The sequence below is a fragment of the Limnobacter sp. UBA7229 genome (assembly GCF_002473065.1).
Lineage (GTDB): Bacteria > Pseudomonadota > Gammaproteobacteria > Burkholderiales > Burkholderiaceae_B > Limnobacter > Limnobacter profundi.
This window is the reverse complement of record NZ_DKTN01000022.1, coordinates 307,140-321,252: the sequence shown is the minus strand read 5'-3', so window position 1 is coordinate 321,252 and position 14,113 is coordinate 307,140. Positions and strand designations below refer to the sequence as shown.

Sequence of the window (14,113 nt, the reverse complement as noted above, 5' to 3'; positions counted from 1 at the left end):
TTTTGACGCAGACGATTGGGCATTGGTTGTTGTTTGGCTTGGCCTTGCTGTTTGCGAACCTGCCTTTTGTAAGCAACCGCGTGATGGGTATTTTGCCTGTGGCCAAAAAGGGTGGTTGGACCCGGGTGATTGAGGTAATCGCGGGCTACTTCATTGTTGGCCTGATCGGCTTCGCAATTGAAGGAAGCTTGAGCCAGGTAACTCCCCAGCGCTGGGAATTTTATGCCTTAACAGCTTGCCTGTTTCTTGTGTTTGCTTTTCCAGGGTTTGTGTACCGTTTCCTGTGGCGATCGCCGAAAGGTTAGGTTCGCATTCCGCCGTCTTTTTTGTCTGTACTCCCACTGCACCTGTCTTGCGTTGAAAGTAAACGTCCTTCCAAGGAAACCCTGTTATGAAACGTTTGCTGATCGGCGTAATTGCACCCGCCTTATTCGTACTTGCAGCGTGCACAAATTCGCCGGAAGTTACCACTCGAAAATTGCAGTTTCTTGCCAAAACTGATTGTGAGTTGGTTTACAAGTCGGCGGGTGCTCAGGTGATCGAGAACTTCTGTGAAACAGAATGGAAACCGGTCACGGTTCACATTGCGGACCAGAAATATTCAGTGGACAGGATTGATGAAGAGACCAGTCGAAGGCTCTTTGAGCAAGGTTGTGGGCAAACAGCAGGGTGTTACTACGAGCTGACGCTAGAAGGTGTCACAGTCATTGGCAGATTTGCTTATGTGACTGATTTGCTCAAAGGGGAATACACTTTCGAGATTGATGCGAATGAGAACTCGACTTTGTTGGGCGAAACCACAACCGATTTGCCCTCATGATCTTTGTTTTTGAGGCCTGTGTGTTATCAACAAAAACGCCGACTTCAAGTCGGCGTTTTTGTTTGGTTTGCACAATTACATATTGGGGTAGTTGGGGCCACCACCACCTTCCGGTGTCACCCACACGATGTTCTGTGTCGGGTCTTTGATGTCGCAGGTTTTGCAGTGTACGCAGTTTTGCGCATTGATCTGCAATTGGTCCTTTCCATCTTCCTTCTTCACGTACTCATACACACCAGCCGGGCAGTAGCGCTGTTCTGGACCCCCATAGGTGGTCAGGTTTGTGGCCACGGGCACCTCGGCATTCTTCAATGTCAGGTGTGCAGGCTGGTTTTCCTCGTGGTTGGTGTTGGAGATGAACACGGAGCTCAAACGATCAAACGTGATTTTCCCGTCAGGTTTCGGGTAGTTGATCGGCTGAAACTCAGAGGCAGGACGCAGGCATTCATGGTCTGCGTGCTTGTGGTGCAATGTCCAAGGCACCTTGCCTTTGAACAGCTTTTGCTCAATACCCACCATCATGGTGCCGGTGTACAAACCTTTGCTCATCCACTGTTTGAAGTTGCGCGCGCGGTACAGTTCATCAAACAGCCAAGAGTCGTGGAAGGCCTTTGGATAGGCTTCCAGCTCGTCGCCAGCGCGGTCTTGTGCCAGGGCGTCTGCGATCGCATCGGCGCAAAGCATGCCACTCTTGATCGCGGCGTGAGAACCTTTGATTCGCGAGGCATTCAAAAAGCCAGCATCACAACCCACAAGCGCGCCGCCTGGAAATACCAGTTTTGGAAGGCTCATCAGGCCGCCTGCCGCAATGGCGCGTGCACCGTAGGAGATGCGCTTCCCACCTTCAAAGTACTTGCGAATTTCAGGGTGTGTTTTGTAGCGCTGAAATTCTTCAAATGGAGACAGGTAGGGATTTTCGTAGGCCAAGCCCACCACAAAACCCACTGCAACCTGGTTATTTTCCAGGTGGTAAAGGAATGAACCACCGTAGGTGCTTGAATCGAGAGGCCAGCCACCGGAGTGAATCACCAAACCAGGCTTGTGCTTGGCTGGATCGATTTCCCACAGTTCTTTTAAGCCGATACCATACACCTGTGGATCACGGCCTTCGTTCAGATTAAATTTTTCAATGACGCGTTTGCCCAAATGGCCGCGTACACCTTCAGCAAACACGGTGTATTTGGCATGCAGTTCCATGCCGGGTTGGTAAGCGTGGGTGTGTTCCCCGTCTTTGCCAATGCCCATGTCGCCGGTTTGCACGCCTTTTACGGCACCTTTGTCATCGTACAGAATTTCCGCACCTGCAAACCCAGGAAATACTTCTACGCCCAAAGCCTCCGCCTGTTCGCCAAGCCAGCGCACAACGTTGGCCAGGCTGATTACGTAATTACCATGGTTCTGGAAACATTCAGGCAACAGTGCGTTGGGTACTTTCTTGGCAGACGTTTCAGTGAGGAATAAAAACTGGTCTTCCGTCACTTCCGTGTTCAGTGGGGCGCCGCGCTCTTTCCAGTCAGGAAAAAGTTCGGTGATTGCGCGTGGGTCCATGACTGCGCCTGACAAAATATGGGCGCCAACCTCAGAGCCTTTCTCCAAAACGCACACATTGATTTCCTGGCCTTTTTCTGCGGCCACTTGTTTCAGGCGAATGGCTGTTGACAGGCCAGCAGGGCCTCCGCCAACTACCACTACGTCGTATTCCATCATGTCTCTTTCGACAGCCGACATTGGGTGCGTCTCCTTAAAATTTGTCGCGGGTGCTACAGCTAGATGCAGCTTTGATTTTAAGCCGAAAGCTTATTGCATATCGGGAAAAAATAGTTGACTTTGATCTCTAGTCTGAGAAACTTGATTTTGTGCGTTGCAGCAAGAAGTTTGTAAGCGCTTAAACGTTAAACTAACGGCACAAATTCAAAGCATGAGGAATAAAAATGGGGATGAATAAAGTATCAGCCAGTGCCACAGAGGCTTTGGCGGACAAGATCAAAGACGGGATGACGCTTGCTGTGGGTGGTTTTGGCCTCTGTGGCATTCCAGAGGCGCTGATTGACGCGGTTCGTGCATCTGGTGCAAAAAACCTCACGGTGATCTCAAACAACGCAGGTGTGGACGGTTTCGGTTTGGGGCGTCTGCTGGAAACCAGGCAGGTTCGCAAAATGATTTCGTCGTATGTTGGCGAGAACAAGGAATTTGAGCGCCAGTACCTCAGTGGTGAACTGGAACTGGAATTCACGCCGCAGGGCACTTTGGCCGAAAAGCTGCGCGCTGGTGGTGCTGGTATTCCCGCGTTCTTCACCAAAACTGGTTTTGGAACCGTGATTGCCGAGGGTAAGGAAACCCGAGTGATCAATGGGGAAAATTATGTGTTGGAACACAGTCTGAAGGCGGATATTTCATTGGTAAAAGCGTGGAAGGCAGACACTTCGGGCAACCTTATTTATCGCCTTACCGCGCGCAATTTCAACCCTGAATGTGCTGCAGCTTCAAAATTCACTGTGGTTGAGGTTGAGGAAATTGTGGAGGTGGGCGCGCTCGATCCCAACTTTATTCATACCCCCGGTATTTACGTGCAGCGTGTGGTGTTGAATGCCAATCCTGAAAAGCGGATTGAGAAACGTACCCTGGCGACCACAGCACAATAAGGAGAACAACAAATGGCATGGAATCACGATGAAATGGCAGCACGCGCAGCGCGTGAATTGCAAGACGGTTTTTATGTAAATTTGGGTATTGGATTGCCCACCCTGGTCAGTAACCACATTCCTGACGGCATGGATGTGATGCTGCAAAGTGAAAACGGATTGTTGGGTATTGGCCCATTCCCGACCGAGGCGCAGGTGGATGCGGATTTGATCAATGCGGGCAAGCAAACCGTGACTACACTGGATGGGTCGGCATTCTTTTCCAGCTCGGAGTCTTTCGCAATGATTCGCGGCGGGCACATTAACTTGGCCATTTTGGGTGCCATGCAGGTGAGCCAAAAGGGCGACTTGGCCAACTGGATGATTCCTGGCAAGTTGGTGAAAGGCATGGGTGGTGCCATGGATTTGGTGGCTGGTGTTTCCCGTGTTGTGGTGTTGATGGAGCATGTGGCCCGCAAGAAAGACGGCACCACCGACCTTAAAATTCTGCCGGAATGCACCTTGCCGTTGACAGGCAAAGGTGTGGTCAATCGCATTATCACTGACCTTGCCGTGATGGATGTGGGCTTGGAAGGCCTCCAGGTGCTTGAGATTGCACCGGGCGTGTCTAGAGAAGAACTCCAAGAAAAAACAGGGTGCGAACTGAAGTTTAGTTAAGATCACTGGCATGGACCAAGCGCGCTCAGGTTATAATTCTGCTTTCAAACAGCGCACAATTCGCTCAATTGTGCGCCCTACTGAGCGCCGAACAGAGCGCCGCCTGGCACTATGACCAAATATGTATTCGTTACCGGCGGGGTTGTCTCGTCCCTTGGCAAAGGTATTGCCGCAGCATCTTTGGCCGCGATTCTTGAAAGTCGCGGTCTGAAAGTCACCATGCTCAAACTGGACCCGTACATCAACGTGGACCCCGGCACCATGAGCCCATTCCAGCACGGCGAGGTGTTTGTCACCGAAGACGGCGCCGAAACTGATCTGGACCTGGGGCACTACGAGCGCTTCATTTCCACGAAAATGAAGAAGTCAAACAACTTCACCACCGGCCAGATTTATGAATCTGTGCTGCGCAAAGAGCGTCGCGGCGAATACCTTGGCAAAACCGTTCAGGTGATTCCCCACATTACCAATGAAATTCAAGCTTTTATTGAGAAAGGTGCGCGCGCAGCCTGGGGCGGTGAAACCGATGTGGCCATTGTTGAAATTGGCGGCACCGTAGGTGACATTGAGTCTTTGCCATTCCTTGAAGCTGTTCGCCAGATGAGCCTGCGCCTGGGCCGCAACAGTGCGTGTTTTGTGCACCTCACATTGGTTCCATTTATTGCTTCTGCCGGTGAACTGAAAACCAAGCCTACCCAACACAGTGTACAAAAACTCAGGGAAATCGGTATTTATCCCGATGCCTTGCTGTGTCGCGCCGATCGCCGTATTCCCGATGACGAGCGCGCCAAGATTTCCATGTTCTCGAATGTGCAACTGGAAGCTGTTATTTCCGTTTGGGACGCTGACACCATTTACAAAATTCCAGCCATGCTTGAAGCCCAAAAGCTTGATGACATTGTGCTGGAAAAGCTGAACATTGAAGCGCCTCGCGCAGATTTGTCGAAGTGGGCTGAAATTGTACATGCGCAGGAAAATCCCGAGCAAAACATCACCATTGGCATGGTGGGCAAGTACGTCGATTTGACCGAGTCGTATAAATCCCTGATCGAAGCCTTGAATCATGCTGGCTTGCACACACGAACCAAGGTGAACATCAATTACATTGACTCCGAGGAAATTGAAGCCCACGGTACTGAAAGTTTGAAGAAGCTGGATGCCATTTTGGTGCCCGGTGGTTTTGGCAAGCGCGGCACGGAAGGCAAAATCAAGGCGATTCAATATGCCCGAGAAAACAAGGTGCCTTACTTGGGCATTTGTTTGGGCATGCAGTTGGCCGTGATTGAATTTGCGCGACATTGCGCGGGGTTGCCCAAAGCCAACTCGACCGAATTTGACAGCCTGGCCGATACGCCAGTGGTGGCCCTGATCACCGAGTGGAAAGACAGCACAGGTAAAGTCGAGCTTCGATCCGACCAAAGCGATTTGGGCGGCACCATGCGCCTGGGCTCGCAGCGCTGCCCGATCAAGCCCGGCACTTTGGCTGAATCCATCTATGGCCCCGAGGTGAATGAGCGCCATCGTCACCGTTATGAGGTGAACAATAACTATGTGCCTCAACTTGAAGAGGCCGGCCTGCGTATTTCTGCCCGTACGCCGACTGAAAATTTGCCGGAAATCATGGAATTGCCAGATCACCCTTGGTTTTTCGGCGTGCAGTTTCACCCCGAATTCACCAGCACCCCACGAGACAGCCACCCCTTGTTTTTGGCCTACGTGAAGGCTGCTTTGGCCCACAAATTGGCCAAAGCGTTATAAGCTGGACCCAACAGGAGGACACCTGATGAAACTATGCAATTTTGAAGTGGGTTTGGACAAACCATTTTTCCTGATCGCTGGCCCATGCGTGATTGAAAGTGAACAAATGGCCATGGACACGGCAGGCCAGCTCAAGGAAATCTGCGAGTCGCTGGGTGTGCCTTTTATTTACAAAAGCTCGTACGACAAAGCCAACCGCAGTTCGGGCAAAAGTTTCCGCGGTCTGGGCATGGACAAAGGGCTTGATATTCTGGCCAATGTAAAGAAAACCCTGAACGTCAACATTCTGACCGATGTACACGCGATTGAAGAGATCACGACAGTGGCCAGCGTGGTGGATGTGTTGCAAACCCCTGCCTTTTTGTGTCGTCAAACTGACTTCATTGAGGCTGTGGCCACCTGTGGCAAGCCAGTGAACATCAAGAAAGGCCAGTTTCTGGCTCCTGGCGACATGGTCAACGTGGTGGACAAAGCCCGAACTGCCGCCATTGAAGCCGGCGGTGATGGCAAGAACATCATGGTGTGTGAGCGCGGTGTAAGCTTTGGTTACAACAACCTGGTTTCCGACATGCGTAGCTTGGCCATCATGCGCAACACAGGTTGTCCAGTGGTGTTTGATGCCACGCACAGTGTGCAGTTGCCGGGCGGGCAGGGTACGGCCAGTGGTGGTCAGCGTGAATTTGTGCCCGTGTTGGCGCGCGCCGCTGTTGCAGTGGGCGTGGCAGGTTTGTTTATGGAAAGTCACCCTGACCCCGCCAAAGCGATGTCAGATGGCCCCAACGCCTGGCCCTTACCTCGCATGAAAGCCTTGTTGGCCACCTTGCAGGAACTGGACCGTTTGGTGAAGTCTGGCCCATTGGCCGAAACAGACCTGATGAAATAAACAGGCCGAGTATTCAAAACAGAATTTAATCCATCCAAGAGGAAACTATGAGCGCAATTGTTGACGTGATTGGTCGTGAGGTTATTGATTCTCGCGGCAATCCCACCGTGGAATGTGACGTGTTGCTGGAAAGTGGTGCCATGGGTCGTGCGGCCGTGCCCTCTGGTGCGTCCACGGGTACTCGCGAAGCCGTTGAACTGCGTGACGGTGACAAGTCCCGTTATTTGGGCAAAGGCGTGTTGCGCGCGGTTGAAAACATCAACACCGAGATTTCCGAAGCAATTTTGGGCCTGGATGCGCAAGAGCAGGTGTTTCTGGATCAAAACCTGATTGACCTGGACGGTACAGAGAACAAGAGCCGCCTGGGTGCCAACGCCACTTTGGCGGTTTCCATGGCCGTGGCCCGTGCTGCAGCTGAAGAAACTGGTTTGCCCTTGTACCGTTACTTCGGTGGTATGGGAGGCATGAGCCTGCCAGTGCCCATGATGAACGTAATCAATGGTGGTGCACACGCCAACAACAACCTCGATTTGCAAGAGTTCATGATTTTGCCGGTGGGGGCGCCTTCTTTCCGCGAGGCTATTCGCTACGGTGCTGAAGTGTTCCACGCACTGAAGAAAATTATTCACGACAAAGGCATGTCAACAGCCGTGGGCGATGAAGGCGGTTTTGCGCCTTCTGTAGCCAACCATGAAGCTGCCATTCAAATGATTATTCAGGCGATTGAAACCGCTGGTTTTGAGCCTGGCACGCAGGTGGCTTTGGGCCTGGATTGTGCAGCCTCTGAGTTTTACAAAGGTGGCAAGTACAAGCTGGCCGGTGAGGGCATGGAGCTGAGTTCACAGGAATTCGCACACCTCCTGGAGAGCTGGTGCAACAAGTACCCCATTATTTCGATCGAAGACGGCATGGCCGAAGACGATTGGGACGGTTGGGCTTATTTGTCAAAAACCATGGGCCGCAAGGTGCAGTTGGTGGGGGATGACCTGTTCGTAACCAACACCAAGATTTTGGCCGAAGGCATCGAAAAGAAAATCGCCAACTCCATTCTGATCAAGATCAATCAAATCGGTACTTTGACTGAAACCTTTGCTGCCATTGAGATGGCCAAGCGTGCTCGCTACACAGCGGTTATTTCTCACCGTTCAGGCGAAACAGAAGACAGCACCATTGCCGATATTGCGGTGGGTACCAATGCCATGCAGATCAAGACAGGTTCTATGAGCCGTTCAGACCGCATTGCCAAGTACAACCAGCTGTTGCGCATTGAAGAGGATTTGGGTGACATTGCTTACTACCCCGGCCGTTCAGCCTTCTACAACCTGGATTAATCGGTATTAATCGAAGGTGGCCCCGCAGTGCGGGGCCTTCTTGTATATGAACCCCAGGCTGATTTCACTTGTCCTTTTTGCCTTGCTGATTTTGCTTCAATACCCACTGTGGTTTGGCAAAGGCGGGATGCTGCGCGTCAGTGACCTTGAAGATCAGCTTGAACAGCAAAAGCAGGTGAATGACGCGCTGCGTTTGCGCAATCAACAACTCGAGGGTGATGTGCGCAGTTTGAGCGAGGGCGTTGAGGCGATTGAGGAGCGCGCCAGAAATGACTTTGGCATGATCAAGAAAGACGAGGTGTTTATTCAGTTGATTGAGCCGCGCAGCCAGCCAGCCGCCACACCACCAGGTGCCGCGGCAGAATCCTCGAATTAGTGCAAGGTGGGAGGCTGGGGTTCTTGTGGACCTTCGTGGTGAGAACTTTCGGTAAATAGCGCGTTGCAATCGGCTCGAGTGAATGAGTAATTTGCATTGCAGAAGTCACACTGAATTTCTACAGTCGGGTTTTCGGACAAAGCATCATCCAGTTCGGCCTGTCCCAAAGAAAGCAACATTTTTCCAACTTTGTCACGTGAACAGGTGCATTCAAAATGTGCCTGGCGTTCTGCCAGTCCATCCGGGTCTTCTTCCCAAAAAAGACGCTTGGCCAATTCATCGGTTTCGGTGGCCAGGTGTTCCTCGGTTTGCAGCGTATTGATCAAGGCCTTCAATCGATCCCAGCCGTCAGCATCGAATTCTTTGCTTGAAACAACACCGCCATGTTGTGGCATTTGCTGAAGCATGACGCCCGCTGCTGTGGTGGCGTCGGAGTTCAGAACAAGGCGGGTTTCCAGTTGCTCGCTGCTGTGCATGTACGCTTCAAGCGAATCAGCCACAGAGGTACCCGCAAGCGGCACAATGCCTTGGTAGGGGGCCTGACCCGGCAGGCGATTGCGTGGGTCCAGAATAATTGCACATATGCCCTTGCCTGTGGCATTGACCAGGTCTTTGAAACTGGCATTCTCGGGAATTTGTGTACCTTCAACCAATTTCACGGTGGCGCGCAAACCCAAACGGCTATTGCACTCCGCCACCAGCAAACGAATGGGTCCGTCGCCCTGAATTTGAATAATCAGCGAGCCTTCAAACTTCAAGGAGGCTGACAACATGGTGCTTGCCGCAACCAGTTCACCCAGTACTTTTTGAACCGGCCTTGGGTAGTCATTGTTGTTGACCACTTGTTGCCAGGCTTTTGACAAATGTACCAAGTGCGCTCGGCAACTGGATTGATCAAAGATCAGGGTGCGTAGTGTGTCGGTCATGGGTACAAATTGAGGCAAAAAATTAGTTGTCTATTCGTTCAAGCGTTTCTTTGAACAGCTTGGCTTTTTGCACGTAGAAGGCAGCGCCAATCAGGCGTGCCACTTCGTCGTCGTTCAGGGTTCGGATCACTTTTCCGGGCGAACCGACCACCAGCGAGCGGTCGGGAATTTCTTTGCCTTCGGTGATCAGGGCACCGGCGCCGATGATACAGTTTTTTCCAATCTTTGCGCCGTTCAGCACCACTGAACGAATGCCAATCAAACTGCCTTCGCCTATGGTGCAGCCGTGCAGACAGGCCTGGTGCCCCACGGTGACATTTCTTCCGACCACCATGGGATAGCCAATGTCGGTGTGTAACACGGCGCCTTCCTGTACATTGCTGCCTTCCATAATGTGGATCAATTCGTTGTCGCCGCGAATGGCCGCGAAATCCCAAACCGACGTGTTTTCATCAAGTTGCACTTTGCCAATGATGCTGGCCATTTCGGCCACATAGGCGCTGGCGTGCACGGTGGGGGCTTCGCCATTGATTTTGTACTTGGCCATAATTGTCTCCTGTGTCGGGGTGTTGCCATGGTGTCTTTGCCTTAAAATAACATGCATCGAACCCTTGTGCAGTGTGGTTATGGACAGTGAACTGGAACAAACTTTGAGACAAGCCGCCTTGCAGGCTTTGGCGTGTAAAAACTCCGTGGAAAAAGTGCGTCTGGTCTTGGCGATTGATGAGAGCCTGCCAATCGGCGGTGAAGCGGTGTTTTCACCTGGTGTGGGCCGCCCCGACAAACCGGAGTTGGTACACCCGGCACGCGTGCCCACACGCAAAGTCAGCCAGCCTGTGGGGCGGGGCATGCTTTTGCACTCGCTGGCGCACATTGAGTTCAATGCAATCAACTTGGCGCTAGACCTGCTGGTTCGTTTTTCCTCCATGCCCGACCAGTTTTATCTGGATTGGTTGAAAGTGGCCAAAGAGGAGGCCTACCACCACACTTTGTTGTGCGACAGAATGATGTCGTACGCTTTGAATTATGGGGATTACCCCGCGCATGACGGTTTGTGGCAAATGGCTGAAAAAACCAAACACAGCTTGCTGGCCCGGCTTGCCTTGGTGCCGAGGCTTTTGGAGGCACGCGGACTGGACGTGTCACCAGCCATACGTGAGAAACTGGCCGCGGCCGGGGACATGGATAGTGCCGAGGTACTGGACATCATTTTGCGTGATGAAATTGGGCATGTGGCCATTGGCAACCGCTGGTTCAATGAAGTGTGCAACAATGAACAACGCGACCCAATTGAGGCTTTTGAGCATTGCCTGCGGGAGTACACCGCTCCGCAGCCACGTTCACCCTTCAATTTCAAGGCTCGCGCCCAGGCAGGTTTTTCTGAAGAGGAATTGGCCTGGTTAATGCAAGTTGAATTGGAGCAATCCGCCCAATAAGCGGATTGCAAAAGTATGAGTACAGCAGCATCCCCTTTCGCCAAAGAACCTGATTGGAATGATCCGCATTTGATTAATGCGGATTTGCATTGCCACTCCACCGTGTCGGACGGCACCCTGACGCCCGAAGAACTGGCTGCGCGCGCCGCCGCCAACGGAGTGCAAATTTGGTCTTTGACCGATCATGATGAAGTGGGTGGTTTGGCGCGAGCAGCAAAAGCAGCAGCTGAACACAACATGATTTTTGTACCTGGTGTGGAAATTTCGGTGACCTGGTCCGCGGTAACCTTGCACATTGTGGGTTTGAATGTGCAGTACGAGAATTCGCCGCTTGAGAAGGGTTTGGCCAGCGTGCGCAACGGGCGAACCGAACGAGCCATGGAAATGTCGCGGCAACTCGAAAAGGTGGGCATCGAAGATGTGTATGAAGGTGCCTTGAAGTATGTGGGCAACCCCAACCTGATTAGCCGAACCCACTTTGCCCGTTGTTTGGTTGAGCGCAAGGTGTGTACCGATATTCGCGAAGTGTTTGAGCGTTTTCTAACCCCGGGCAAACCAGGTTACGTGCCCCATGAATGGGCCAGCTTGAAGCAGGCGGTCGACTGGATTCTGGAGTCAAACGGCTTGCCTGTCATTGCGCACCCGGGGCGTTACGATTTGAATCCCATGCAGATGGATGAACTGGTTGAGCAGTTTGTCAAAATGGGTGGTGTTGGAATTGAGGTGGTCACGGGCAGCCACACCACCGACCAATACGCCACCTATGCGCGGAAATCTGTTCGATCTGGCTTGAAGGCATCGCGCGGATCAGATTTTCACGGCCCCACTGAATCCAGGGTTAATTTGGGTGAATTGCCCCGGTTGCCCGACGGCTGCGTGCCAATCTGGGATAATTGGGGCAAGTTGTTCAGCTAACAGGATACCCATTGGCGCAGTTATTCAACGTACATCCTCAAAACCCTCAATCGCGTTTGTGTAAGCAGGCTGCTGACTTGATCAATTCAGGTGGAATTGCGGCAATCCCGACAGACAGTTGTTATGCACTTGTTTGCCACCTGGATGATAAAAACGCGGTCGAGCGCCTGCGCAGGTTGAAAGGTATTTCAGAGAAGCAGCATTTGGCCTTGTTGTGCAAGGATTTAAGCGAGCTGGGCAGTTACGCCAAGGTAAACAATGTTCAATACCGTTTGCTGAAGTCAGTGTTTCCCGGTCCTTATACATTTATTCTTGAAGCGACCAAAGAAGTGCCCAAGCGTGTGTCGCATCCTTCGAAAAAATCAATCGGTTTGCGCGTTCCCGCACATGCGGTGGTGCAAGGCTTGCTGGAGCACATTGAGGGTGCGCTGATTGCCACAACGCTGCAGTTACCGGGCATGGAAGAGCCTGCGCGAAGTGGTTGGGAGGCCCAGGAAGCCGTGGGCAACGACGTAGATTTAATTGTGGACGACGGCGAGTACTGCGGCGCGTTTCCTACCACCGTGATTGACTGGACCAGCGAAGAACCTGTGGTTGTGCGAATCGGTGCGGGGCCTCTGACTGGTCCGCTTGAACCTGTGAATGTTGAAGAACAGGAAGAACTGTGATGGATTCAAGCATTATTCAAACGATTGCGGTGTATGCCTTGCCCGTGTTGTTTGCCATTACCCTGCACGAGGCAGCACACGGTTATGTTGCCCGAATGTATGGCGACAACACCGCCATGTACGCAGGCCGAATTACCTTGAACCCGATCAAGCACATTGACCCGGTTGGAACCATTCTGGTGCCGATTGCAATTCTGGTGTCCTCAAGCCTGATGGGTATTGGTGCCTTTCTGTTTGGCTGGGCCAAACCTGTTCCGGTGAATTTTGGCAACCTGCGCAATCCGAAAAAAGACATTCGTTTTGTAGCCTTTGCCGGGCCTGGCGCGAATTTTGTGATGGCCTTGCTGTGGGCACTTAGCCTGAAACTGCAGTTTGTCACCGGGCTGAACGAGCCCTTTTTTGCCGAAATGGCCAAAGCGGGCATTGTGGTGAACCTGGTTTTGGCTGCTTTGAACCTTCTGCCAATTTTGCCGCTGGATGGTGGCCGAATTCTGTTCAGCTTCCTGCCCAGTTCTGCAGCCTACAGTTTCAGCCGCACCGAGCCCTATGGCATGATCGTGCTCATTGCACTCCTGATGTTGGGTATCTTGCCCATGTTCATCCAGCCCATTGTTAGTGCCGGGTTGAGTGTGCTAACCCTTTTGTTTAATTTCTAAGTCACCATGTTTGCTGAACGCGTATTGTCGGGCATGCGCCCAACCGGTTTGTTGCACCTTGGCCATTACCACGGTGTGTTGAAAAACTGGGTGAAACTTCAAAACGAATTTCCCTGTCTGTTTTTTGTGGCCGATTGGCATGCGCTGACCACGCATTATGAAACCCCGGAAGTCATTAAGGAAAATGTGTGGGACATGGTGGTTGACTGGCTGGCTGCGGGTGTTGACCCCGAGAAAGCCACCTTGTTTGTTCAGTCCAAGGTGCCTGAGCATGCTGAGCTGCATTTGCTGCTGTCGATGAATACGCCTTTAAGCTGGCTTGAGCGCGTGCCTACCTACAAAGACCAACAGGAAAAACTCAGCGACAAAGACCTGGGCACCTATGGCTTTTTGGGCTACCCCTTGTTGCAGTCGGCTGACATTCTTATTTACCGTGCCACACAAGTACCGGTGGGTGAAGACCAGGTGCCCCACATCGAGCTGACCCGCGAAATTGCGCGGCGCTTCAATCATTTTTACAGCAAGGAAAAACTGCTGGATGCGAAGGGAGCTGAAATTGGCCGCAAGCCGATTTTGCTGGAACCCAAAGCCTTGCTGACCGAGGCCAGCAAGATGCCAGGGTTGGATGGCATGAAAATGTCCAAGAGCTACCAAAACACGCTGGCCTTGCGGGAAACACCCGAGAACATTTCCCAGAAAGTACGCAAAATGCCAACGGACCCGGCCCGCGTGCGCCGCACCGACCCGGGTGATCCTGCCAAATGCCCTGTTTGGCAATTGCACGAGGTGTATTCAGACGCCAGCACCAAGCAGTGGGTGCAGGAAGGTTGCAAATCGGCGGGCATTGGCTGTATTCAGTGCAAAGAGCCAATTATTCAGGCAGTAACCGACGAGTTGGCGCCTATGCGCGAACGTGCAGCCATGTACACCGAAAACCCGACATTGGTGCGAAAAATCATCAGCGAAGGCTGTGAGCGCGCACGTGCGATGGCCAACGACACGATGCAGGATGTGCGCAAGCACATGGGGCTGGATTATTCCTGAC

16 protein-coding genes are annotated in these 14,113 nt (G+C 52.3%); 13 read left to right on the top strand and 3 right to left on the bottom strand.

Annotated features, from left to right (window positions below; all coding sequences use genetic code 11):
- The first annotated feature begins 2 nt into the window (after positions 1 to 2).
- Positions 3 to 305: a DUF2818 family protein gene (locus B4C79_RS13320; RefSeq protein WP_291739577.1), complete on the top strand. Its 303-nt coding sequence runs from the start codon at positions 3 to 5 to the stop codon at positions 303 to 305.
- 86 nt (positions 306 to 391) lie between these two features.
- On the top strand, positions 392 to 820 hold the full coding sequence (locus B4C79_RS13315; protein WP_291739576.1) for a hypothetical protein: 429 nt from the start codon (positions 392 to 394) through the stop codon (positions 818 to 820).
- Positions 821 to 895: 75 nt separating this feature from the next.
- On the opposite strand, the gene B4C79_RS13310 is transcribed toward B4C79_RS13315, so the two are convergent.
- Entirely contained in the window at positions 896 to 2,548 is a 1,653-nt protein-coding gene (locus tag B4C79_RS13310; RefSeq protein ID WP_291739575.1) for an electron transfer flavoprotein-ubiquinone oxidoreductase, read from the bottom strand.
- 209 nt (positions 2,549 to 2,757) lie between these two features.
- Between B4C79_RS13310 and B4C79_RS13305 the strand changes: the two genes are divergently transcribed.
- The 6 genes from B4C79_RS13305 (at position 2,758) to ftsB (ending at position 8,467) form a co-directional block, all read left to right on the top strand.
- Positions 2,758 to 3,462 (top strand): CoA transferase subunit A, encoded by a 705-nt coding sequence (locus tag B4C79_RS13305; RefSeq protein ID WP_171098576.1) that lies wholly within the window; start codon positions 2,758 to 2,760, stop codon positions 3,460 to 3,462.
- A gap of 12 nt (positions 3,463 to 3,474) precedes the next feature.
- Positions 3,475 to 4,119, top strand: coding sequence for a 3-oxoacid CoA-transferase subunit B (locus B4C79_RS13300; RefSeq protein ID WP_105028788.1), 645 nt, complete (start codon positions 3,475 to 3,477; stop codon positions 4,117 to 4,119).
- A gap of 111 nt (positions 4,120 to 4,230) precedes the next feature.
- Positions 4,231 to 5,877, top strand: a complete 1,647-nt coding sequence (locus B4C79_RS13295; protein WP_105028789.1) for a CTP synthase — start codon at positions 4,231 to 4,233, stop codon at positions 5,875 to 5,877.
- A 25-nt stretch (positions 5,878 to 5,902) separates the two neighbouring features.
- Positions 5,903 to 6,760, top strand: a complete 858-nt coding sequence (kdsA, locus tag B4C79_RS13290; protein WP_171098577.1) for a 3-deoxy-8-phosphooctulonate synthase — start codon at positions 5,903 to 5,905, stop codon at positions 6,758 to 6,760.
- Between the two features lie 47 nt (positions 6,761 to 6,807).
- Entirely contained in the window at positions 6,808 to 8,091 is a 1,284-nt protein-coding gene (gene eno, locus B4C79_RS13285; RefSeq protein ID WP_105028791.1) for a phosphopyruvate hydratase, read from the top strand.
- 46 nt (positions 8,092 to 8,137) lie between these two features.
- On the top strand, positions 8,138 to 8,467 hold the full coding sequence (gene ftsB / locus B4C79_RS13280) for a cell division protein FtsB (RefSeq protein ID WP_171098580.1): 330 nt from the start codon (positions 8,138 to 8,140) through the stop codon (positions 8,465 to 8,467).
- Here the strand turns inward: ftsB and B4C79_RS13275 are convergent.
- Positions 8,464 to 9,393: an Hsp33 family molecular chaperone HslO gene (locus tag B4C79_RS13275; protein WP_105028793.1), complete on the bottom strand. Its 930-nt coding sequence runs from the start codon at positions 9,391 to 9,393 to the stop codon at positions 8,464 to 8,466. The two genes, ftsB and B4C79_RS13275, sit on opposite strands and share 4 nt — an antisense overlap.
- Before the next feature lie 22 nt (positions 9,394 to 9,415).
- Entirely contained in the window at positions 9,416 to 9,940 is a 525-nt protein-coding gene (locus B4C79_RS13270; RefSeq protein ID WP_171098585.1) for a gamma carbonic anhydrase family protein, read from the bottom strand.
- 79 nt (positions 9,941 to 10,019) lie between these two features.
- Between B4C79_RS13270 and B4C79_RS13265 the strand changes: the two genes are divergently transcribed.
- Genes B4C79_RS13265 through trpS form a run of 5 tightly spaced genes read left to right on the top strand, consistent with a single transcriptional unit; the run spans position 10,020 to position 14,112 of the window.
- The gene (locus B4C79_RS13265; protein ID WP_291739895.1) at positions 10,020 to 10,829 is read left to right on the top strand and encodes a ferritin-like domain-containing protein; all 810 of its coding nucleotides are present in this window, start codon (positions 10,020 to 10,022) and stop codon (positions 10,827 to 10,829) included.
- 15 nt (positions 10,830 to 10,844) lie between these two features.
- Entirely contained in the window at positions 10,845 to 11,744 is a 900-nt protein-coding gene (locus B4C79_RS13260) for a 3',5'-nucleoside bisphosphate phosphatase (RefSeq protein WP_171098589.1), read from the top strand.
- 11 nt (positions 11,745 to 11,755) lie between these two features.
- A complete protein-coding gene (locus B4C79_RS13255) occupies positions 11,756 to 12,412 on the top strand; it encodes an L-threonylcarbamoyladenylate synthase (protein WP_171098592.1) in 657 nt (218 codons plus the stop codon).
- Positions 12,412 to 13,068 carry a site-2 protease family protein gene (locus tag B4C79_RS13250; protein ID WP_105028797.1) on the top strand — a complete coding sequence of 219 codons (657 nt, stop codon included), beginning with the start codon at positions 12,412 to 12,414 and terminating at the stop codon, positions 13,066 to 13,068. The genes B4C79_RS13255 and B4C79_RS13250 overlap by 1 nt, the downstream gene beginning before the upstream one ends.
- Before the next feature lie 6 nt (positions 13,069 to 13,074).
- Positions 13,075 to 14,112, top strand: a complete 1,038-nt coding sequence (trpS, locus tag B4C79_RS13245) for a tryptophan--tRNA ligase (protein ID WP_105028798.1) — start codon at positions 13,075 to 13,077, stop codon at positions 14,110 to 14,112.
- The last annotated feature ends 1 nt before the right edge of the window (position 14,113 follow it).